This is a genomic window from Paenibacillus sp. LjRoot56 (genome assembly GCF_964253335.1).
GTDB classification, from domain to species: Bacteria; Bacillota; Bacilli; order Paenibacillales; family NBRC-103111; genus Paenibacillus_E; species Paenibacillus_E allorhizoplanae.
On sequence record NZ_CAXURV020000001.1, the window covers coordinates 857,877 to 879,807 of the forward strand.

The 21,931-nt window shown below is 46.5% G+C and carries 16 protein-coding genes; 14 read left to right on the forward strand and 2 right to left on the reverse strand.

Going from position 1 to position 21,931, the window contains the following annotated elements:
• Positions 1-167 precede the first annotated feature (167 nt).
• The 3 genes from ACSQ8O_RS03990 (at position 168) to ACSQ8O_RS04000 (ending at position 4,758) form a co-directional block, all read left to right on the forward strand.
• Positions 168-1,178, forward strand: a complete 1,011-nt coding sequence (locus ACSQ8O_RS03990; RefSeq protein WP_436240513.1) for an aldo/keto reductase — start codon at positions 168-170, stop codon at positions 1,176-1,178.
• Between the two features lie 71 nt (positions 1,179-1,249).
• Entirely contained in the window at positions 1,250-1,888 is a 639-nt protein-coding gene (locus tag ACSQ8O_RS03995) for an SGNH/GDSL hydrolase family protein (protein WP_436240514.1), read from the forward strand.
• Between the two features lie 26 nt (positions 1,889-1,914).
• Positions 1,915-4,758, forward strand: coding sequence for a family 78 glycoside hydrolase catalytic domain (locus ACSQ8O_RS04000; protein ID WP_436240515.1), 2,844 nt, complete (start codon positions 1,915-1,917; stop codon positions 4,756-4,758).
• Positions 4,759-4,791: 33 nt separating this feature from the next.
• Here ACSQ8O_RS04000 and ACSQ8O_RS04005 read toward each other — a convergent pair whose 3' ends face one another.
• A complete protein-coding gene (locus ACSQ8O_RS04005) occupies positions 4,792-5,676 on the reverse strand; it encodes an AraC family transcriptional regulator (protein ID WP_436240516.1) in 885 nt (294 codons plus the stop codon).
• A gap of 179 nt (positions 5,677-5,855) precedes the next feature.
• On the opposite strand from ACSQ8O_RS04005, the gene ACSQ8O_RS04010 reads away from it, so the two are divergent.
• The 11 genes from ACSQ8O_RS04010 (at position 5,856) to ACSQ8O_RS04060 (ending at position 21,178) form a co-directional block, all read left to right on the forward strand.
• Positions 5,856-6,653 (forward strand): phytanoyl-CoA dioxygenase family protein, encoded by a 798-nt coding sequence (locus ACSQ8O_RS04010; protein WP_056618113.1) that lies wholly within the window; start codon positions 5,856-5,858, stop codon positions 6,651-6,653.
• 14 nt (positions 6,654-6,667) lie between these two features.
• Positions 6,668-7,819, forward strand: coding sequence for a trans-sulfuration enzyme family protein (locus ACSQ8O_RS04015; RefSeq protein ID WP_436240517.1), 1,152 nt, complete (start codon positions 6,668-6,670; stop codon positions 7,817-7,819).
• 59 nt (positions 7,820-7,878) lie between these two features.
• Positions 7,879-9,729, forward strand: a complete 1,851-nt coding sequence (locus tag ACSQ8O_RS04020; protein ID WP_436240518.1) for a heparinase II/III domain-containing protein — start codon at positions 7,879-7,881, stop codon at positions 9,727-9,729.
• Between the two features lie 39 nt (positions 9,730-9,768).
• A complete protein-coding gene (locus ACSQ8O_RS04025; RefSeq protein WP_436240519.1) occupies positions 9,769-11,112 on the forward strand; it encodes a DUF455 family protein in 1,344 nt (447 codons plus the stop codon).
• A 94-nt stretch (positions 11,113-11,206) separates the two neighbouring features.
• On the forward strand, positions 11,207-13,012 hold the full coding sequence (locus ACSQ8O_RS04030; protein ID WP_436240520.1) for a histidine kinase: 1,806 nt from the start codon (positions 11,207-11,209) through the stop codon (positions 13,010-13,012).
• Positions 13,009-14,643: a response regulator transcription factor gene (locus ACSQ8O_RS04035; RefSeq protein WP_436240521.1), complete on the forward strand. Its 1,635-nt coding sequence runs from the start codon at positions 13,009-13,011 to the stop codon at positions 14,641-14,643. The genes ACSQ8O_RS04030 and ACSQ8O_RS04035 overlap by 4 nt, the downstream gene beginning before the upstream one ends.
• A 93-nt stretch (positions 14,644-14,736) precedes the next feature.
• Positions 14,737-15,810, forward strand: a complete 1,074-nt coding sequence (gene bglB, locus ACSQ8O_RS04040; protein WP_436240522.1) for a beta-galactosidase BglB — start codon at positions 14,737-14,739, stop codon at positions 15,808-15,810.
• A 42-nt stretch (positions 15,811-15,852) separates the two neighbouring features.
• The gene (locus ACSQ8O_RS04045; RefSeq protein ID WP_436240523.1) at positions 15,853-17,253 is read left to right on the forward strand and encodes a Sapep family Mn(2+)-dependent dipeptidase; all 1,401 of its coding nucleotides are present in this window, start codon (positions 15,853-15,855) and stop codon (positions 17,251-17,253) included.
• Positions 17,254-17,444: 191 nt separating this feature from the next.
• On the forward strand, positions 17,445-18,404 hold the full coding sequence (locus ACSQ8O_RS04050; protein WP_436240524.1) for an ABC transporter permease: 960 nt from the start codon (positions 17,445-17,447) through the stop codon (positions 18,402-18,404).
• 27 nt (positions 18,405-18,431) lie between these two features.
• Positions 18,432-19,352, forward strand: coding sequence for a carbohydrate ABC transporter permease (locus ACSQ8O_RS04055; RefSeq protein WP_436240525.1), 921 nt, complete (start codon positions 18,432-18,434; stop codon positions 19,350-19,352).
• A 179-nt stretch (positions 19,353-19,531) separates the two neighbouring features.
• Complete coding sequence (locus tag ACSQ8O_RS04060; RefSeq protein ID WP_436240526.1) at positions 19,532-21,178, forward strand: extracellular solute-binding protein; 1,647 nt, start codon at positions 19,532-19,534, stop codon at positions 21,176-21,178.
• A gap of 70 nt (positions 21,179-21,248) precedes the next feature.
• On the opposite strand, the gene ACSQ8O_RS04065 is transcribed toward ACSQ8O_RS04060, so the two are convergent.
• Positions 21,249-21,827: a TetR/AcrR family transcriptional regulator C-terminal domain-containing protein gene (locus ACSQ8O_RS04065; protein ID WP_436240527.1), complete on the reverse strand. Its 579-nt coding sequence runs from the start codon at positions 21,825-21,827 to the stop codon at positions 21,249-21,251.
• Between the last annotated feature and the right edge of the window lie 104 nt (positions 21,828-21,931).

The following is a 21,931-nucleotide window of genomic DNA, read 5'->3' on the forward strand; positions in this document are numbered from 1 at the left end:
ATTCGGACGCAGATACGTGGGAATGTCCGGAATTTCCTACATTCTACCTCATCCGTTCTGAGCTGTGAAGTTCGAATTTGGCGTGCTTTTTCTGGCAGATCGACCAAGAAAATCGCTTCGTAAACGCCTTATACTGAAAGGTGATTCGAGGGAGGAGAATGCTTCTTATGCAATATCGGAAATTTGGCAATACGCAATGGGACATTTCAGAGGTTGGTTTCGGAGGCTGGCAGATTGGGGGTGGCGGGGCTTTCGGTCAAGTGGATGACCGTGATTCAGTTAAGACGCTGCTTGAAGCCTGGGATCGGGGAATCAACCTGGTAGATACAGCTCAAATGTATGGGAAAGGCCACTCTGAGGAAGTCATCGGTCAGGCACTCAAGGAATGGCACCACAATCATATCTATATAGCTTCCAAGGTGCAGCCCGTTCAATGGCCACATCCGAATGAGCTTAATCCAGCTATGATAGGGCGCTATCCCAAAGCTCACATTCGCAAGCAGTGCGAAGACAGCTTGACAAGGCTAGGTGTGGAAACCATTGATTTATTTCAGCTGCATGGTTGGTTCCCTAAGGGGTTAGAGGATCTAGAATGGCATGAGGCATTGATGGAGCTCCAGAAGGAAGGCAAAATCCGTGAATTCGGTGTGTCCATTCGGGATTATCGTCCGCAGGACGGCATTGCGCTAGCAGAGGCTGGGCTGATCCAAGCTGAGCAGGTTGTTTATAATATTTTTGAACAGAGGCCGGCAGAGGAACTGTTACCTGTATGTAAGAAGAATGGCGTGGCTATTCTTGCCCGGGTCCCCTTTGACGAAGGTTCACTGATCGGCAGCTGGACACCGGAAACTTACGATACGTTCGCACCAGGCGATGTTAGACGTACCTATTTCAATGGCGATCGTTTCCTGCGGACACTGGAGAAGGTGGATGCGATCAAACGGATGATCCGTGAATACGATGCGACGATGACGCTTGCTGAAGTGGCGCTTCGTTTCTGTCTGTCGGATGAAGCTGTAAGCTGCGTCATTCCGGGGATGCGCAACGTGAACGAAGTGGAAGTCAATCTCAAAGTGTCGGACGGCAAGCCGTTGCCGCCAGAGTTGCTGCAGCAATTAAAGCCGTTCAATTGGCCACGTAACTATCATAATCCGGATACGTTGGTCGATCCGTTATGAGTGCTTTTGCCAGATTCCATAAGCGTCTAAAGGAGAAAGCAGAAGATGTGCGGGCTCGTCCCGTTACCTACGTGGCCTTCGGTGATAGTGTGACCCAAGGATGTATGGAATACGCTACCATCGAGCATGTGCAAGTCTACCACAATCTGCTAAAGAGTCGTATCGTTAAACGGTATCCTACGACGATTATGAATGTCATCAATGCTGGCGTATCGGGTGATACGGCTGTTAAGTCGGAAGAGAGATGGCAGCGAGATGTGATTGCGTATCAACCGGATCTTGTGACCATTGGCTTCGGCGTAAATGATTGTCATGCTGGGGAGGCAGGGCTTAAGCCATATTTGGAGAAAATGGACGCGTTAGTGCGAACTGTGAAGCGAGATACAGAAGCAGATCTCCTTTTACTTACGCCAAACATGATGATGTTGCAGGACAACGATAACATTCATGAGAAGGATCGAACCGTATTGCCTCGCTTTACAGATACGGCAGAGAAAGGATATTTACGGCTGTATACCCTAGCGCTGAAGGAGTATTTAGAGCAAGAAAAGCTGGCTTACGTGGACATATATGCACTATTCGAAGACTGGTTGCTGAAGGGGCAAGCACCTCATGCTAGATTGGCCAATGGCATCAATCACCCGGATCGCGCACTGCATGTCCAAATAGCAGAACGAATCGAAGCACGGATATTCGAAGAATACGAATAACTTTTACAGAAAGTGGGGAGCGCCGCATGTTCGAACAGGCGAATTGGATATGGAAGTCGGGAGACCGAAGACCGATTAATGAGCACATCCTTTTTCGGAAAACGTTTACATACGAGTCAGACGTATCTAATCGAGCGATACTGTCTATCTCTGCGGATACTAGGTATAGGCTATGGGTAAATGGAACGGAGCTTGGAGAAGGACCTATTCGTTCCACAGCGGATCACTGGTATTACGATGAGTTTGATATTACTCACCTATTGCAACCAGTTACGAATGTCATTGCCGTGCAGGTCTGGCACTATGGTCATTCCAATTATCAATACATTGAGAATGAAGCGGGTCTTATTGCTGAATTATGCTTGCAGGGCAGCGAAGGTATTCAAGTGATCGGCACAGATGAAACATGGCTCTGTCAGCGGCATGAGGGATATGATGCTGATGTCGTCAAACGAAATGTGAATTTGGGTTGGATGGAAATATACGATGCCAATGCGATGAGTGAACAATGGGTGTTTCCTTCCTACGATGACGAGAGTTGGGTGAGGAGTGAGGTTGTTGCTCCCTACGGCGGCGCACCTTGGGGAAGACTGTATCCCCGAGTCATTGAGCCGTTGTCCACACAGATCGTCAGGCCGAAGCAGATCCTTGCACTTAGTGAAATTGCACCCATCCTCCAAGTGATATCCATCAATATGCGGGATAATCTGTATCCAGGCTCGCGCGATGCGAATGCGAAGATATTCAGCGGGTTTTTGGCCGTTAGGCTGGTGGCTGAGACAGAAGCCAAAGGTCGTTTAACATTTGCACATTCCAAATGGAACGGTGTTCAGGGACGGTTCAAGATCGATGACCGCTGGTATGTTCATAATGACGAGATACAGCTGGCTGCCGGAGAGCATCTGTTCATGATGGAAATTTGCGGCGTTCATAATGATTTGTTCTGCCATATGGAATTCGATTTCGATTCGGAGCTACAGTTTGCTCATCCAATTAGTGGTGTTCAAGATGCCTCATTCGTAACCATTGGCCCATTCGAGACGATAGAATCGTATGCCGATGGTTTTAAGCCAGTATACGGGGGCGTTGAGAAGAGAACAGGTCTGAATCACGAACATGCGCTGCTGCTGGAAATCGGGGCTTGCTCCACTTTGAAGGCGTTCGAGGCGTACCATGACATGTGCAAAAATGTTCATCCTAGGCATGTGCTCGTTAATCAAATGATCTATTCGTTGATGATGCGTAAACGATTCGTCAAGCACTATCCCATTACGAACCAGCTGGAGCGAATGCTCCATGATCATCTGCTGCCTACAGTACTTCCTGATACCGTAGAAGGCGGAGATCTCGAAATCATATTGGATTTCGGGAAAATTTATGTAGGTACGATTGAACTAGAAGTTGATGCACCCCAAGGGGCGGTGATCGATGTTTATGGCTTCGAGAACCGCGTCAATGGCGCCAATGCCTATACATCCGGCTGCAATAATTCATTCCGATACATATGCCGTGAAGGTAGACAGGTGTTCAAGAGCTTCACCCGGATGGGCTTCCGATATGTGATCGTGGCGGTGCGTAACGCTAATATGCAGATAAGGATTCACCGAGTTCAGCTGCACCAATCTAGTTACCCTGCCACGGATAAAGCGTTATTCCGCTGTTCAGATCCCTTGCTGAATGACATTTGGGAAATCTCCAGACATACATCGCACATGTGCATGGAGGATACGTTCGTCGATTGTCCCACCTATGAGCAGGTATTCTGGGTAGGAGATTGCCGAGTGAGCGCACTTGTTAACTATCAGTTGTTCGGTTCCTATGAGCTGGTCAGGCATTGCTTGGAAATGGTACCTCGTTCGCGGCGTCAAAGTCCACTTCTGCTTGCCTTATTCCCTACGGATTGGCAGGCGGCGATTCCGATGTGGACCTTTAGTTGGATTATCGCCTGTAAGGAGTATGTGGATTACAGCGGTGATCATACATTCATCGAGGTCATCTATCCGGAAATCAGGATAACACTTGAAGCGTATAGGGGCTTTCTCAACAAAGATAGCCTGTTTGATACTAGTTCTTGGAATATGCTAGATTGGGCGCCAATCGATATTCCATCGGTTGGTGTCGTCACAGCGCAGCAGGCGCAGTTGGCCCAGTGCCACCAAATCGCAGCAGAGATGGCGGAATCGTTGGGACTACACACCGAGGCGAGAACGCTGCATGATCACGCAGCGAGTTTGAAGCGGGCGCTTATTGAACATTTATGGGACGATGAGGCTCAAGTCTACCTAGACGGTATTCACCGTAACGGTAAGCCTTCGACAACGACAAGTCTCCAGACACATGTGTTGCTGTATCTGGCGGGCTGCCTGGGAGAGCGACAGGCAGCGGTTATCGAACCTCTGCTGCTGAACCCACCAGAGGATTGGATTCAAATTGGCTCTCCCTTTTTCTCGTTCTATTTGTTTGAGGTGTGGAAGCGTTTCGGTGAACTGGATCGCACACTGGCGCAAATTAAGACCGATTGGGGGCAAATGATCCGATATGGCGCCACCACTACGTGGGAAACCTTTCAGGTATTCCCAAGGAGTCATGCGCATGCTTGGTCAGCTGCGCCAGCTTTTGTCCTTGGTAATCAGCTGTTGGGCATTGAGAAATTAGAGGAGGGCTACCGGAAAATTCGAATCGCCCCGCCTGTGACTGAACTGCTCTGGGCAGAGGGGAGCGTTCCGACTGCTTATGGGCGTATCGATGTATCGTGGTCCAAGGAAGAGGGAAAACGAGTGATGCACGTTGCTGTTCCGCTAGAAATTCAAGTAGAGGCGGTCCATGAGCAGTTGGCGGATTGGGATATTCAGATTCGTGCGATCGGATAGATTCGAATAGCTTTGTTTAGGCAGGTGCTGACGTTAAGCTTCCTTCTGACTTTTGCGGAATTTGCCGGGCGAGATTCCATGCATCTGTTTAAAAAGCTTATTGAAAAAGCTCAAGTCGTCGAAGCCGACCTCTTGTGCTATCAGTAAAATGTTGCTATTCGTAGAAAGCATCAGCTCTTTCGCTATCCGTATGCGAATTTCATTGCGAAATTCGATGAAGGTCTTGCCCATGTACTGCTTAAACCTAGAGGTGAAGGCGGACTGACTCATGCCGCACATCTGGCTGACTTGGGCAAGCGACAGCGGATTCGCGTGATGCAGCTCGATAAACTCGGCTACGCGCTCAATGATTTTATGCTCAGAGGCTAGCGCCGTCATTGGTTTATGCAGCATTTGATCGTAACAACGGCTGAGGAATACGAACATTTCGATGAGCCTAGTCTTCACGAGCAGGCGATAGCCGAGCATCTTCTCGGTGTACTCGTTAAGAATGCGGTCAAGCAGCAATTTCATCTCAATCCTTTGGTGTGGATTCAGCCTAAGATGAGACTGAAAATGGACGGACTGCCGCAGAAAAGGCTCCACATAGAAAAAGTCGACGAACGACGTTACGTTGGATAACGACTGCAGCTCGTGACTTAAAATAGATGGAGCAAACAGTATGTTGTAAACGATGAGATGTTCATCCACGAAATAAGCATGCTCCACATCTGGCTCGATGACGAATACATCACCTTCTTGAATAAGGTACTCCGCTCCTGCATAGATATGGCGACCCGATCCCTCTACCACATACACAAACTCGACGAATTCGTGTGAATGTGGCTTGACGGATTCTTTTTTTTTGAACGTGTACTGCTCGAGATGAAAGGGGAATTCGTGCGCTTCCAAGTAGGTTTCATTTTGAAATCGGGTCATCGGGCAAGACCTCCAGAAAGGAAGATAAGTGCTTCTTTTCTTTTTATCATAGAGTATATGCAGATAGAAGGAAAGCTGGTAAATCACCTTGAAACTCTGACGGATTCCCCAAGTCTGCTCCCTTGTACACATGTTAAAGTGAAATTAAAGTACAGAAAGTACAAAAGGAGCTGGCTGCCATGACCAATGCTATTCAATCGCTGTTAACCTTGGAGCAACGCACATTTTATCAAGAGAACGGGTTCGTTCAAGTGGATAATGTACTGAATGAGCAAGAGTTAATTGAGCTTCGTCAATGTATGGAAGAAGTGATGGTTGAGGAGTCTGCGTCGCTATCATTGCAAACGGATAAAAAAGGCGGCAGTTACTACCGCGTGCTTAACCAGCGTGTTAACGTCTGGCGGGATCATGCCGGCATGCATAAATATTCATTCAACCCGCGGTTTGCGCAAATGGCACTCGAGCTTACGGGGGCTAGCGGCATTCGTCTCTTTCACGATCATGCCCTATGGAAAATGCCAGGTGATTCGAAACCAACCCCGTGGCATCAAGATTACCCTTATTGGCCGATGACGGAGCAGGGAGCTATGTCGATATGGATCGCACTCGATGACGTGGATGAGTCGAATGGTTGCATGATGTTCGTACCGAAATCGCAAAATGCCGGTAAACTCAACCATATCGATTTGGCCAATCCTCAGGATTTATTCGAGTTCGTTAAAGGGACCGATTATGAGAATGCGAAGCCTGTAAAAGTGCCTTTAAAAGCTGGTAGTTGTACGTTTCATAATGGACTTACCTTTCACTATGCGCATTCAAATGTAACGGATAAACCTAGGCGTGCACTGGCAATTATTTACATGCCAGATGGAACGACCTTTAATGGGAAGAAACATGCGATAACGATGGATTTGAACTTGCAGGAAAATCAACCATTGGCAGGTCGGATGTTCCCACTATTAGCCTCCAGATCGTAAGGAGGAGGGTAGCTATGGACAAAGATGATATGAAGAGTAAGGAAGACCTTCTTGCTCATCTTGGTGACGATTATGACCGTTTTTTGGGTGCCATCGTCCCGCCTATTTTTCAAAATTCACTGTTCACAAGGAAAACGGTTAATCACGGGTATACGTATACGCGCGTTGCCAATCCAACGACGGAGATTGCCGAAATGAAAATCGCAGCCCTCGAGGGTGGGGAGGAAGCACGCTGCTTCTCTTCGGGAATGGCCGCTATAAGCGCTGCCTTATCTTACTATCTTGAGAAAGATAGCCATGTGATTTGTCCTCGCGCAGCCTACGTACCAGCGAAAGCCTTTCTGGAAACCTACATGAAGAAGTTCGGCTGTGAGGTTACGCTCGTATCAGGGGAAAACATCGAGGAATTCGAACAAGCGATCCGCCCGAATACGAAAGTTATTTATTTGGAGAGCCCGGTATCGAACATTTTCTCGCTTCAGGATCTGCAGGCAATCTCTTCATTGGCGAAATCTTACGGGATTGCGACGATTATTGATAATACATGGGCGACGCCGCTCTATCAGAATCCCCTTGCCTATGGTATCGATCTTGTAGTTCACTCCGCATCGAAGTATTTGGGTGGACACAGCGATATTCTGGGTGGTGTCATCATTGGCAGCAAGCAGATTCTAGAATCGATTACAAATAACGAAAGAAGTTTGTATGGGGCTGTTATGGATCCACATCAATCCTGGCTGCTCATTCGGAGCTTGCGGACCCTCGCGGTTCGCATGAAGCAGCATGAGGAGAATGGCAAGAAGGTCGCTGCTTTCCTCGAGGGTCATTCTCACGTATCCGCTGTCTACTATCCAGGTTTGCCTAGCCATCCGCAATACGAGCTTGGGTGCAGGCAGATGTCCGGTTACTCCGGTTTACTAAGCTTCGTGCCTAAGGGTGACAAACAGCAGATTATGAAGATGATGAAAAGCTTACGCTATTTCGAAGAAGGTCCTAGCTGGGGTGGTTTCGAGAGTCTCATCAATTCCCCTGGGCTATGGGTCAACGAGGAGACATCCCTCTTGTCAGGAATTCCTATCGGTCTAATGCGCATTTCGGTTGGTCTGGAGCGTGCAGACTCAATTATCGAAGATCTAGATCGCGCATTGATCGGAATGACACGATAGTCGTTAAGGTATACTGTCGATCGTAAATTGCACGAAGTATGAAGGGGACGAGTGTTAACGTGAGCTATGTACAGGATTGGCAGGTTGTTCAAGAGAAAATTCGGACGGAAGCGTGGGCGAAGACCGTCTATGATACGCTGCTTGAGACCACGGAGTGGTGGGTCACTCATTACGCAGATGACCCAAGGAGAATTACGGGGTGGGGTCATAACTATTTCTGTGAGGCTTGCGGGAGTAGGATTGATTTCGAGAGGGAAGCACCTCATGTGAATAGCTGCGGAAGCTGTGGCCACGTCAATAAGGGTGCACGTTTCGATCAAGCATGGAATTATTTGTACCGGGATGAAGCGCACAAACACGTTTTTTATGCAGGGGTGTTGTATCGGCTCACGGGCGATGAACGTTACCCGGCTTACATCCGCAGCGTCTTGTCATTCTATAGCGATCATTATGAGCAGCTCCAGGTAGACGTTCCCGCCGGTTATGTTGGAAAAATAGCCGGCATTAATCTCTGTGATGCGGTTGGCATGATTTGGCTATTGCAGGGCATGGAGATGGTGAAGGAGACGCTAAGCGCCACAGAGCTTCGGCACTACAAAAGTCATCTATTCGATCCCCAGGTAGAGCTGCTGGAAAGACTCTGTACCAGTATTCACAACATTACGTGTTGGATGAAGGCGGCTGTGGGCATGACGGGAATGTTCTTCGGTGATCGCAGCTACGTGGAGAAAGCCTTGGAGGGGCCATTCGGCTTGCTGCAGCAATTGCAGCAGGGTGTAACAGCGGAAGGATTCTGGTACGAAGGTTCATTTCACTATCATTTCTATTGTGTAGAACCATTTACTTATTTCCTGTTGTTCGCCCGTATGTATGATGTGACATGCAAGGGAATGGAAGAGATTGTTAAACGGATGTATGTGTTCCCAGCTGAGCTTGTGTTCGATAACGGTGTTTTCCCGAATCCGAATGATGGCTGGCCAAATATCGCACTGACTCACTATGCGGGACAGTATGAGTACGCGAATCGATTGTTTCCAGATCCAGCTTTTGAATATGCGCTTTCCAGATCCTATGAAGCGTACTATCGGCGGGCGATGGCTTATGGAGGGATGATCGAAAATTCACCTGAAGGGTGGGTTCAGCGTCTCCTCTTCGGCAAAGGGGAATATGCAGGGGAAGAGATGCTCCGCGTCACGAAAAACTTTCCGGCTTCTCTTATTTGCTCGTTACGCGCAGGAAAAACGGCTTTATTTATGAAATACGGACTGAATACGCGGAGCCATGCGCACCCTGATTTCATGAATATCGAGCTGTTCCACGCGGATTTCTTATGGTCTCACGATATTTCCTCGAATGGCTATGGTTCTTTCTTATTTCTAGAATGGCAGCGGAAGACAATTGCCCATAATACGGTCATCGTCGATGGCGTCGATCAGATCTGTTCGGAGCGGGGGTTTGTCGAACAATTCGAACCGGAGAGGAACTGCATCCGTGCCAAAGCTAAGGATGTATATCCTGGTGTCGATTATGTGCGCGATATTCAGCTTCAAGAAGGATGCATCTCGGATACGTTTGAGGTCATCACCGCGGATGAACATCAGACAGATTGGCTTTTTCATTGCCAAGGGAGGATGGAGACGGCGTTCGAAACACAGCCGTGTGCGCCCATCGGGAGTGAGTTTGGCTATCAGCACTTGATGAATCTGCGTGTTTGCACGACTGATGAGAGCTGGTCGATACGCTGGGTTTTGGCAGAACGCACGTTGACGCTTCGAATGGAAGGGTGCATGGGCACCGAGATATATGTATTTGAGGGCTACGAAGATACAACAGCTAAGAAACGATCCGGTGTATTGGTAAGAAGGCAAGGGTGTGGAACGGAGTATCGTGCCGTTTACACGATAGAGTGAAAGCTTAAAGTCATTTCTTCTTATGGGGGGGTAGTATCAATGGCGAAGAGAATTGAAGTGGACGTAACGGATTACAGCTTCCTTGAAGCTGCATCTTCCTATAAAGGCTCGCTGCTGCGGCCGATAGATACCGCAAAGCTGCTAAAGATGTGCTTCTGGTTAGAGTTCGAGCTGTCACGAATGACGATGGGCTGGGTCTCGTCTGTTCCGGATTGGGATCTGAAAGGGGAACTTGTGCGATTGTCGTACCTGCACACCCAGCATATGGTACAGCTGCGTGAACGAATCAGTGAGTTGCCGGGAGCCGATATCAACGATAAAGCCTGGACGCCAAGTGGCCTCCAAGAAGCCTGTCAGCGTATTACGCAAGCGGGAGGGCTGATTGAATTTGCTGCGGGCTATAAATTCATCGTCCAGAAGCTTTATGAGCAGTATACCGCATTTCATGAAACGCTGGATCCGATCCTCGACGGACCGACGTTTGATAAACTGCGATATATCGAGCTGGATAAGGAGCAGATGCTTTCCTGGGGCATTCCTTACGTGAAGTTTGCTTATGTGGAAGATGGGCAGAAGCGTGATGCGTATCATAGTTGGCTAGTTTATATCGATCACGTATGGAAGGTGCTTGAGAAATCATCATCGGTGAAAAAGATTGATTGGCCTGACCATCCGGTTCTCGACCCAGCAGGCCCGATCCCACTGAAGCCTGCTAACGATCCCAAGTATCCGCATGTCGATCTGACTAAATATAAAAGCGCCATGTTCGATCCGAAATCTCCCACTTACGATAGCTTGAAACATATGATTTTCATCAATGCCAGTGAAATGTCGGCTGTGGAAAGCCTCACCTATCTGTACTACGGCGTACAGAAAATGCCAGTAGATTTCTACCTGGATGTAGCACGGCACACGTGGGATGAAGTTCGTCATAGTCAAATGGGTGTTCGTCGATTGAAACAGATGGGCTATCGTACGGAGGATTTCTCTTGGCATCCGTCTACGGCGCCGACGCCAGAAACGATGGATCAGGTGTTTCCAGAGTTCTATGCCAGTCTAACAATGGTTATGGAGCCCTGTTCTTTCATAAAGAAGCGCAAGTCGATTGGTGCCTTCATGAAGCATGGTGATCCATTGTCATCTATCCAATCCGAATATGATATTGCTGACGAGCGCCTTCATGTTGGATTTGGGCAGAAATGGGGTGCGAAGCTATTCGAGCATATGGAGGATTTCATATCTGCTCAGAATGCCGCCGAAACGGTTAAGCAGATGCATCTTCGTAAAATGGGCTATAGCCAGGATGAGATTAACAAAGTGCTGCACAGCTTTCCAGAGTTCTGTGGATTTGCAACGATGGAACTCAATTATGATAAGTACTAATGAACACAATCGATAGCCGATTACCGTGGAAAGGTTTATAATGCTAACAATAAGTGCGTGAGCTGTTGGCTCACGCACTTGCCATTCCATCAGAATGCAGGTGAAGCGTTTGTCTAAGGTGATTTCTAAATTTCTGAATTTGAAGCTGCGCACGAAGTTTCTGTTGTCCTTTTCAGTGATGGTCTTATTAACCGTGCTAATGATTAGCATCGTTAATTACTATGTATCTGTAAGCGTAATCAAACAGAATACATCGGTTTTCTCTCAATATTTAATTGAACAAATTGGGATTAACCTCGAGAAACGAACCAAGGATATCGAGGAGCACGTATTCCAACAATTCCGCAATTCCACGCTCAATACGACGCTGGGCATTTCTGAAGATGCAAGTGAATCCGATTTGTATATGAAAAATAAGGTAATTAGTGAATTCATGAAAGATTTAGTATTTTCCAAAGATGATTACTTGTCGGTCATGGTCATCGATACGGCAGGCAACCCCTTCGGATTCGAACGCAGTGCAACCCAGAACTACAATAAACAATTGATTAATCTGGACGTTGAGATGATTAAAGATCAGCGTGGTCGCACTTCCTGGGTTCCAGGAAATAGCAACGTTATCTTCATGGAAAAGGCTGTATATGACGTTACGTCTAGCCGTTATGTGGGTATCATTATCGTCGGTGTGGATATTAATCTGATCGGTAGCATTTACACGAATGTGGACGAACTTACGAAGGGGAACATCGTCATCCTAAACGAAGTACTCGAGCCGCTGTTGTTCGATAGGCTTGTTTCCGAGCCGACTCGCTATTTCATCGAAAACAAGATGTACGCTCAAAAGCCCAGTCTTAATGAAGGTTTTCAATTTGAAGGGCAAACGTACATTTCTACTATAATTTCAACACCCTATGACAAGTGGATGATTGTCCAAGTCATCGCTGTCAACGAATTAACACGTGGCACGGAAGTCATAAAGTTTTGGACATTGAGCACCATTCTTATCTCACTATCCCTGGCGTTCATTCTAGCAGTGGTTATTTCTAGAAACATCACAGGCAATGTTCGACTGCTGCTCCAGAGTATGACTCACTTCTCCGTAGACTTTACCCATAAAGTGATTGTTCCCAGAAGTAGAGACGAGGTAGGGCTGCTTGCTGAGAAATTTAATTCAATGGCGAAGAAGATCAGTGAGTTGATCCACACCGTCTATGAGGAGAAGCTGCTTAAGCAAAAAGCGGAGTATCGCACGCTGCAGTTCGAATATAAAGCGCTACAGGCGCAGATTGACCCCCATTTTCTCTACAATACGCTAGAGTCCATTCATAGCTTAGCCAAGCTGCGTGGCGACGAACAAGTCAGTGAAATGATCTACCTTCTCGGCAAGCTGCTGAGAGAGAGTATCAGTAAGAAGGGGGATATTATCTACCTGCAGGAAGAAGTGGACTATATTAGGAGCTATTTATCTATTCATCAAATCATCTATGGCAATCGAATTGAAGTTAATTATTATTTTGACACGAGCCTGATGGCCTTTAGAGTTCCTAAGTTCATTCTGCAGCCACTCGTAGAAAACTCGATCAAGCATGGGATTGAAGAGAAAGTAGGTAAAGGGATTGTCAGTATCGGCTGCTGGATCAAGGAAGACGTTCTATATCTCGAAGTGTCCGATAATGGCGTAGGCATAGATGAGGAAACGAAGGAACACTTGCTCAACCCGCCAGAGCACTCGAAACTGAAACAGAAGGATAAGCATACAAATGTTGGGATTATTAGTGTGCACAAGCGGATTCAAATATTATTTGGAGAAGATTACGGTCTAAGTATTATGAGTGAAATGGATCAGGGGACAACGATTCGGATTCGTCTTCCCATCCTAACGGAGGAGAGCTCCAAATGACATACAAAGTAGTGGTTATAGACGATAAACCGTTGATTCGGCAAGCAATTGTGCAAACGATCGCCTGGGATAAGCTGAATTGTACAGTAGTCGGTCAAGCGGAGGATGGAATTGAAGGTAAACGTTTAATCATGGAGCTGCAGCCAGATATTCTTGTGACCGATATCAAAATGCCTGGCTTAAGCGGGCTCGATTTGGCTGAAGGGATGAGTACGGACCTTCCAATGGCTAAGACAATCCTAATTACCGGTTACCAGGATTTTGAATATGCGAAGAGGGCTGTTCGACTCGGTGTATTCGATTTTATCGTCAAACCGATCAATTACGAAGAGCTAAGCCAAGTAATCGGTAGCGCTGTATCCGAGATCGATTCCAAGCGCAAGGAGAATGAGAATACGGTCAAGATTGCGTCTGCTTACGTGGAGTTGGAGAAACAACATATCGATTCTATACCCTCACTTAGAAGCAAGCTAATCGGTGATTTGATTACAGGAACAGACGATATGGAAGAACAAGTGAAGAAACTTGAAATCCTGTATAGCCGATACGTTGTGCAAATTGTTCGTCCAGAAGATAGAAGGGGACAGTCTGGTGCAACGAACGCAGTCAAGATTAAGCAACAGATGCAACTCCGTCTAACGGAACAAGCGCATAGTTTAGCTGCCAAGCGTGATTTCTATGTGATTGAGTCTCTGCGGAATAACAATCTCATACTTGTATGTCTATTCTCCAAGGTATTGTCGCAGAGGGAACTCAGAATGAAGCTGCAGAGCTTCTGCAATGAGTTTATTGATATGGCTAAAATGAAGGAGCAAATTTCCTGTCATATCGCGGTCAGTTCTGTGTATAAATCACTTCTTGAGCTGCCGGAGGCTTTCCGGGAAGCTTCTTCGATTATGGATTCAAGCTTTTTCCGGATGGAGGAAAGTGTATTATTCCCGGATCATAGTCAGCAGGAGAAGGAGCTAGGGAAATTCTCGATTATTCAGGATTTAGAGCAGTTCAACCAAATGTTGGAGGACAAATCCAGCGAAGATGTGATTGCTTATTTGGAGCGTTTTCTGAAACAAATTACCGCCTATAGCGAAGGTAATATTCTTGTAGTGAAAGGTTTGCTCTCCGAAGTTTGTCTTGCGGTGGCACGCTACTATTTCCGTATAACCGGCGATGAGTTCGGCCTTGGCAAAAGTGTCGACCAAATTCTTGAGGATGTATATCGGCTCACGAGTATGAAGGAAGCTTCTACCTACCTGACAACGTTTATTGGGACGATTAAAAAGAAGCTTGAAGGCGGGGAAAAGGTGTACAGCCTTGTTGTGAAAAAGGTTATCGATTACATCAACAGTCATATCGCTGATACCATCAACTTGACGTCAACCGCTGAACATTTTGGTCTGAGCTCCAGTTATTTAAGCAGGTTGCTGCGTACAGAAACCGGTATTAATTTCGTGGATTTGGTATCTAAGGCTCGGATAGAGACTGCCAAGCGTCTGCTCATGGATCCCAAAAATAAAGTGAATGAAGTAGGCGAAATGGTAGGGTATAAAGAATACGCCTATTTCTATCAGGTTTTCAAGCGGCTTGAAGGTCAATCGCCGAAAGAATATAAGAACAGAGGTAAAGAAATCTAATAAAAGGGTAAGATTCTCGTATGTAAACTGCTGGGCGTGTGCGTTACATTATGGTTATAAGCACTTTATAGTGCGTATTGGGAGGTGCTTACCATGACTATCGCGCAAATACAGCGGCAAGAGATAGAGATCATGATTCATAAAGTCATTAGTGGGATGAAAAATCTGGAGGCAACAATTCAGGAAGACACACCAGTCAGCATCATTACAATGGATAAATGGGACTGGTCCCAGGGAGTCGGCTTGTTCTCCCTCTATTTGTATTACAAGGAAACTCAGAATCGTGATGTGTTTACGTATTTAACCGATTGGTTCGACAGTCGGATTCGCGAGGGGCTTCCACCGAAGAACGTCAACACGATGTGTCCCCTGCTTACGCTAAGCTATTTGTACGAGGAAACGCGTAATCCAGAGTATTTGCGGATATGTGAAGAGTGGGTTAGTTATGCGGCTGATGAGATGCCCCGCACGCCTGAGTTTGGGATTACGCACGAGACGATCGACAATTCGAACGAAGGTGAGCTGTGGGACGATACCCTTTATATGACGGCGCTGTTCATGGGCAGAATGGGCATTTTGTTGGCCAAAGATCACTATGTCCAAGAGAGTATCCGTCAGTTCCTCGTCCATCTTAAATATTTGACGGATAAGAAAACGGGACTATTTTTCCATGGTTGGAGTTTCAAGGAGGGGCATAATTTCGCGGAAGCGCTCTGGGGTCGCGGTAATGCGTGGTACACGGCAGGGTTGGTCGACTACCTAGATATCGTTAAGATACCGCTAGGTGTGGAAGTATTCCTGCTTTCTTCGCTAGAACGTCAGATTCAGAAACTGACTGAGCTGCAAAGACCGAGCGGGATGTGGACGACACTGCTGAACGATCCGACATCCTACGAGGAAACCTCAGCAACTGCGGGTTTTGCATACGGCATTTTGAAGGCTGTTCGCAAAGGTTATATCAGCGAAGTCTACAAAGAAGTCGGGTTGAAGGCACTGCAAGCGGTTATGAATAAGGTTGACGCTAAAGGAGCCGTTCACGGCGTATCTTACGGAACGCGCATGGGGCGTACGTTACAGTTTTATCGCGACATCCCGCTATGCCCGATGCCCTACGGGCAATCCATGACGCTGCTGATGTTGGTGGAGAGCCTTCATCATGTCGACTGACTGTTGGTTGGAAGCGAATGTGGAAAAGTTGGAGGTATATAGATGATCATTGGGAAAGAAATTCACAAATATCGGGATGCGATTACGGCTGGTATTTCCGAACTTGTACAAATAAGAAGCATCATGAGCACCCCGGAGCCGGGAAAACCGTTCGGAGCTGGCGTCGATCAAGCTTTGCAATATATGCTCCGACTGGCTGAATCGTTAGGGTTCGAAGTGACCGACGTGGACGGGTATGCAGGTCATGCCGAATACGGACAAGGTGAGGAAATTGCTGCAGTGCTTGTTCATCTGGATACAGTAGAAGAAGGAGAGGGATGGACGTTCCCGCCATTCGGCGGTCTCATCGAGAATGGCAAGATTATCGGAAGAGGTGCGTCTGATAACAAAGGACCAGCTGTAGTCGCTTTGTATGCGCTGAAAGCGCTAATGGATCTGGGCATTACCGGTAATCGTCGTCTCCGCTTGATCTTTGGTACGAACGAGGAGAGTGGCATGAAAGACCTCGATTACTATTTCGAGAGGGAACAGCTTCCGGTTATGGCATTTGCGCCTGATGCGGGCTACCCTATTTTCAATGTGGAAATGGGCAGTATGAACGTGGTGTTCTCAAGTGCGCAAGAACCGTTTTCCTCGAAACCGCAGCTGACGATCTTGTCTCTGAAGGGTGGTAACATGCTTACACTCATTCCGGTGACCTGCACGGCGTCGCTGTCTCTGGCTCTTCTCAGTGATAGCCAGGTGGCAAACTTTCTCGAAGCGGTTAACCTTGAGGTGAACATGTCGTTCGCATACGACGACAATGGCGGTCTGGTGTTAACCGCAGAAAACGAGTTTCAGGCAGACAGTCCAACAGGCTCGCGAAATGCCATCGCAAATATGGTTGCCTTCCTAAGTGGGCAAGGACTGACTACCAATTGGGATAACTTCTTGCATTTCCTAAACAGTAAGATTGGCGCCGAGAAAGACGGACAGTCGCTCGGAATTGCTTGTAGCGATAGTGTGTCAGGCGCGATGGTCGTTTATTTGCGCACCATTTCCTGTGATCTCCATCGTGCGGAAGCACTATGTAATATTCGGTATCCGGTCAGTCATGACGGAGCTGGTATATTATCTGCGGTTGACGGTTTAGCAGGTAAGAATGGCATCCGTACTGAACTGACCCGACATCTACATCCCGTGTATGTGCCAGAGACCCATCCGGTCATTGTCCGGTTAAGCCGCGCTTACAAGAAAATTACCGGAGATGAAGCTGTGTTGCTGCGTATGGGCGCCGGCACCTATGCCCGTAAACTGCGGAACAATGGTGTCGCATTCGGTGCGGGGCTGACTGGTGGCGTCGACACCCATGTACATCAAGCAGACGAGTTCATCTTTATTGACGATATGATGCAGCATGCCGAAATCTGCTTACAGGGCATGTATGAATTATTGATCGATTAACCGAGAGCGAGAGATATAAAACTAGAAGTAAAGAAAACTAATAAAAAGTAAAATTTCTAGCATGTCAATCGTTTTCGCAAGGAAGTACACTTGCAACATACCTAGAAGATTAGGCTGTGCAGTGAGTTTATTTATCAGTATAGAAAACGCTTTCAATCGTAGGGTTAGCATTTGGAGAAAGGAGCAAGGGTATGGAAGTACAATCTCAGAAACGCCATGTAATTGCACAGACGGACAGTAAACCAAGAAACGTTTTTACCAAAGAGCTGTTCAAAAATTACGATTTGTACTTACTGCTTGTCCCGGGCATTATCTTCTTCTTTGTATTTTGTTATATTCCTATGTTCGGGCTTGTCGTTGCTTTTAAGGATTATAACATCTTCAAAGGGATCCTTGATTCGGATTGGATAGGGCTGCATCATTTCAAGGAGATGCTGCAGATTCAAGATTTCTATCGGATCGTCCGCAACACCTTACTACTTAACGTCCTAGGCCTTATTGTGGGATTTCCAGCACCGATTATTCTGGCGCTAATGCTGAATGAAATCAGAGCGAAGTATTTCAAGAAAATATCGCAATCGCTTCTGTATTTGCCTCACTTTATGTCATGGGTCATCATGGGCGGAATTATTTATAATCTGCTTTCCCCAAAATATGGGATCGTCAATAGTATGATGAGATTCATGGGGATGGAAGAGATCTATTTCATGATCGAGGAGACCTGGTGGGTCATCATCTATACGTTGTCCAGCGTATGGGCAGGAGCGGGATGGGGAACGATTATTTATCTTGCGGCGATGACGATGATCGATCCTTCTTTGTACGAAGCAGCCGTCATGGACGGCGCAGGCAGATGGAAGAAAATCGTGCATATTACGCTGCCGGGAATTATGCCAACGGTTATTATCCTGTTGATTCTCAATATCGGTCATATGGTATCCATCGGTTTCGAGCATCCATTTGCCTTGCAGAATCCTGTTGTTACGAGTATTTCGGATGTAATTAGCACATACGTGTACTCCTCGGGGATTAAGCAGGGACAATTCGGCATTACGACGGCCATCGGGATGTCGCAATCCATCATTAATCTTATTCTTGTGCTTGGAGCGAATTATTTCGCCAAGCGTCTGGGTAAGGAAGGACTTTGGTAAAATTCGAATGAGTAGGAGAGTAGAGATATGGCGGCTACTGCACACAAACATGGAAATAGACGCAGCTTATTCGGCAAGTATTCAGGATGGGACGTCAGCTTTAACATCGTTAATTATACCCTGCTCATCCTATTTACCTTCATTTGTATATTTCCCTTCATTAATACGTTAGCTAATGCCTTCAGCAGCAGCCATGCCATACAGACGGGTAAAGTGGTGCTTTGGCCTGTGGAATTTCAGCTTGATGCGATGAAATCGGTCGTTACAGATTCCAATATCATCAGGTCGTTAGGGGTAACCATCTATATCACGGTAGTCGGTACTGCACTTAACATGCTCTTCTCGATCACAACGGCGTATCCCCTTTCTAGGAAGGACCTTAAGGGACGCAAATATTTTATGAATTTCATGATTGTGACCATGGTTTTCAGTGGTGGGATGATTCCCAGCTACTTGTTGATCAAGTCGCTAGGGCTGTTGAACAGCTTATGGGCGTTAATGCTTCCAGGTTTAATCAGTGCCTTTAACGTTATTATCATGAAATCCTTTTTTCAGGATCTCCCTGAAGAGCTGCGCGAGGCGGCCGTCATGGACGGCTGTGGCAATTTGCGATACTTAGCACAGGTGGTGCTTCCCCTATCCGGTGCTGTATTGGCAACGATAGGTCTGTTTTATGCGGTCGGTCATTGGAACTCCTACTTTGCAGCCGTCTTGTACATCGACGATTCGGCGCTCTATACGTTACAGGTGAAACTGAGGAACATATTGCTGCTTGCCCAGATGGATACCTCTTTGGAGACGATGCAATCGTTGGATAATCTCAATGTCATTGAGGAGTCTCTGAAGGGAGCCACGATTGTCTTCGCCACGGTTCCGATTCTCATCGTATACCCTTTCCTGCAAAAGTATTTTGTGAAGGGGTCGTTCCTCGGATCTGTTAAAGGATGAAGAATACAGCTGTATAACAAAAAAACTATTAAAATGTCAAAATTATCGAATAGAAACGCAGAATGAAAGCGCCTATATTTACTATGCAAGCGCTTAAGTAAAGTGTTATCTCAACAAGATATGGGTGAAATCCCAGTTCAACGAGTAGGTCTGCAAATGAAAACTAGGGAGGAAGCAGTATGGTAAAGGTATTTAAAAAAGGGGTATTAGGAAGTATGACTGTGATGCTCATGCTTTCGGGTTTCTTGGTTGCTTGTTCCAAGGATGAGGGAGCTAGCACAGCAACAACTTCACCTAGTGGCAGTAACTCAGCGACACCTAGCAAAGAACCTGAAAAACCAGCAAAAATCCGTGTCACCTTGTGGGACCGCGCCAATGCGCCAGAGGGTCAGAACCTGGGCAATAACTCGATTATTAAATATGTGATTGATGAAACGAAGAAGGTTGGTCTCGACGTGGAATTCGTTTCCCTGCCTAGAGCACAGGAATCGGAGAAACTGAACGTATGGATGGCTTCTGGCGAAGCTCCTGACGTTATTCTAACCTATTCCATGGATACGATCTTCAAATATGCTGAACAAGGTGGATTATGGGAGCTTGATACCTATCTAGCCAAGTATCCAGACTTGATTAAGAATAACAAACTAGCGCTTGACCAAGTGGGCATGTACAAAGGTAAACGATATGCGATTCCTGCTCTGAAGGCAAACACATACTCCGGTCCTAACATGAAGATTCGTAAAGACTGGCTTGATGCGTTAGGGATGAAGAATCCGACTACGAACGAAGAACTCTATCAGGTATTGAAAGCCTTTAAAGAGAAAGACCCGGGCAACGTAGGCAAAGACAAAGTGATTCCATGGGCGCTCCCTGCAATCAACCAATCTATGAAAGCCTTCTATTATGGTCCTATGTTTGGCTTCGGTGTCAATATGGATGGTCCAAGTAATCAGTTCTATGCACCAGATGGCAACTATAAGAATGGTGTCTTCACATCAGCGGTTGCTACGCCTGAAGGAAAAGCCTATTACCAATGGATGAACAAAGTGTACAAAGAGGGACTGATCTCCAAGGAATTCGTCACCGATGTGAACTCTCAGCAATTTACGCAACAGGTTAACAGTGGTGTTGCCGGCTTCGTCGATTCCAACGACACACCTTGGAACCTGAATGTGAGTACACGTAAATCGGTCCCAACAGCAAATTGGGTACCTGTAGAACCATTTAAACGTCCGGACGGAACTCAGGTGATGTCAAAGGTATCGGATTTCTCCATGCTTGTCGCAGTTCCGAAATCCAGCAAGAATCCGGATGCTGTTATGAAGTATCTGAACTGGATGGTTCAACCGAAGAATCTTGCGACCGTACAAAGCGGAATTGAGGGAGTAAACTGGAAGGATGACGGCGGTGTTAAAGTCCAGATTGATCCTGAACTGAATAAGAAAACCACGTGGGTATCTCTGGCGGGAGACCTTGCCATTGTTCAGCAAGGGGGACCAGCATTAAACAAAGAACAACTCATTAAGTCAGTAGCGCTCTCACTTCCGGACGAAAAGCAGCGAGAAGAATATGCCAATTCATTCGTTACTTACTATGATATTTTCAAGAAATTCGGCAAACCGAACACAGTGATTGACTCACCTCGACCTGTAGCTCTGAAGACTGTAGCAGTCATCGAGAAGAGCCTGTATGAAGGGATATCCAAAGTGATTATTTCTACGGATTTCGAGAAGACGTATGCGGAGATGCTTGGCGCTTGGGAAAGAGCTGGCGGAAAAGATTACGACAAAGAGATTAGCGACGCTTATAAAACGATGAAGAAGTAATGAGGTTACATGTAGGGAGCGAACAGAGTTCAGGTTCGCTCCTTTTTACTATACCCGCATGATCGTAGGGTTATTCTGGTTTGGGCAAATGCAGGAGCTCCGCAAGCTGTGCAGCCAAGAATACTGGCGTGTAGGGTAAATCATTGCGAAGCCAGAAGACAATCGTACCAATGATAGCTGAGGAGCCGTACCAGATTGTGATATCTTTCTTAACCTTCAGATTGACAGTTGAGGATGCTTCTAGCTTGTCCATGCGAATCGTGATAAAATCAGCGATCAACTTCATAAGCCGTTCCGTGAAAACAGGAATACGTTTGGAAGCAAGAAGAACTTTATAGAAATTTGAATTTTCCGCGATATGTTCAAGCATATTCAGGAGGATCTGAATAGTAAAACCAGGTGGGTCAGGAGCTTCCTGAAAGATCGCTTGGATTTCGTTAATCATCTCTTCAGCCAACTTATCAATCATATCGGGAATGTCTTTATAATGAAGATAGAAGGTGACGCGATTTATCGTCGCTCGCTCCGCAATGCGATTCACGGTGATTTTCTCAACCTCAAGCTCCTGAAGTAATTCAATAAATGCTTCTCGGATCAAAAGCCTCGTGCGAAGCACGCGGGGATCTATTCGTTGTACGTTTGTTGACATAATAAAGCACTTCCTTCCTCGGTTAGGATAGACGACAAATTCTGCGATATTTGTGGATTATGTATGGAGTAGACGACAAATTTATAAGAACTGTAAACTAATAA

Excerpts from the sequence above, each read along its gene's own strand:
- ACSQ8O_RS04055 (WP_436240525.1), top strand. The coding sequence starts at position 18,432 with ATGGCGGCTACTGCACACAAACATGGAAATAGACGCAGCTTATTCGGC.
- ACSQ8O_RS04010 (WP_056618113.1), top strand. The coding sequence starts at position 5,856 with ATGACCAATGCTATTCAATCGCTGTTAACCTTGGAGCAACGCACATTT.
- ACSQ8O_RS04060 (WP_436240526.1), top strand. The coding sequence starts at position 19,532 with ATGGTAAAGGTATTTAAAAAAGGGGTATTAGGAAGTATGACTGTGATG.
- ACSQ8O_RS04030 (WP_436240520.1), top strand. The coding sequence starts at position 11,207 with ATGCAGGTGAAGCGTTTGTCTAAGGTGATTTCTAAATTTCTGAATTTG.
- ACSQ8O_RS04065 (WP_436240527.1), bottom strand. The coding sequence starts at position 21,827 with ATGTCAACAAACGTACAACGAATAGATCCCCGCGTGCTTCGCACGAGG.
- ACSQ8O_RS04005 (WP_436240516.1), bottom strand. The coding sequence starts at position 5,676 with ATGACCCGATTTCAAAATGAAACCTACTTGGAAGCGCACGAATTCCCC.
- ACSQ8O_RS03990 (WP_436240513.1), top strand. The coding sequence starts at position 168 with ATGCAATATCGGAAATTTGGCAATACGCAATGGGACATTTCAGAGGTT.
- ACSQ8O_RS04025 (WP_436240519.1), top strand. The coding sequence starts at position 9,769 with ATGGCGAAGAGAATTGAAGTGGACGTAACGGATTACAGCTTCCTTGAA.
- ACSQ8O_RS04000 (WP_436240515.1), top strand. The coding sequence starts at position 1,915 with ATGTTCGAACAGGCGAATTGGATATGGAAGTCGGGAGACCGAAGACCG.
- ACSQ8O_RS04050 (WP_436240524.1), top strand. The coding sequence starts at position 17,445 with ATGGAAGTACAATCTCAGAAACGCCATGTAATTGCACAGACGGACAGT.
- bglB (WP_436240522.1), top strand. The coding sequence starts at position 14,737 with ATGACTATCGCGCAAATACAGCGGCAAGAGATAGAGATCATGATTCAT.
- ACSQ8O_RS04015 (WP_436240517.1), top strand. The coding sequence starts at position 6,668 with ATGGACAAAGATGATATGAAGAGTAAGGAAGACCTTCTTGCTCATCTT.
- ACSQ8O_RS04035 (WP_436240521.1), top strand. The coding sequence starts at position 13,009 with ATGACATACAAAGTAGTGGTTATAGACGATAAACCGTTGATTCGGCAA.
- ACSQ8O_RS04045 (WP_436240523.1), top strand. The coding sequence starts at position 15,853 with ATGATCATTGGGAAAGAAATTCACAAATATCGGGATGCGATTACGGCT.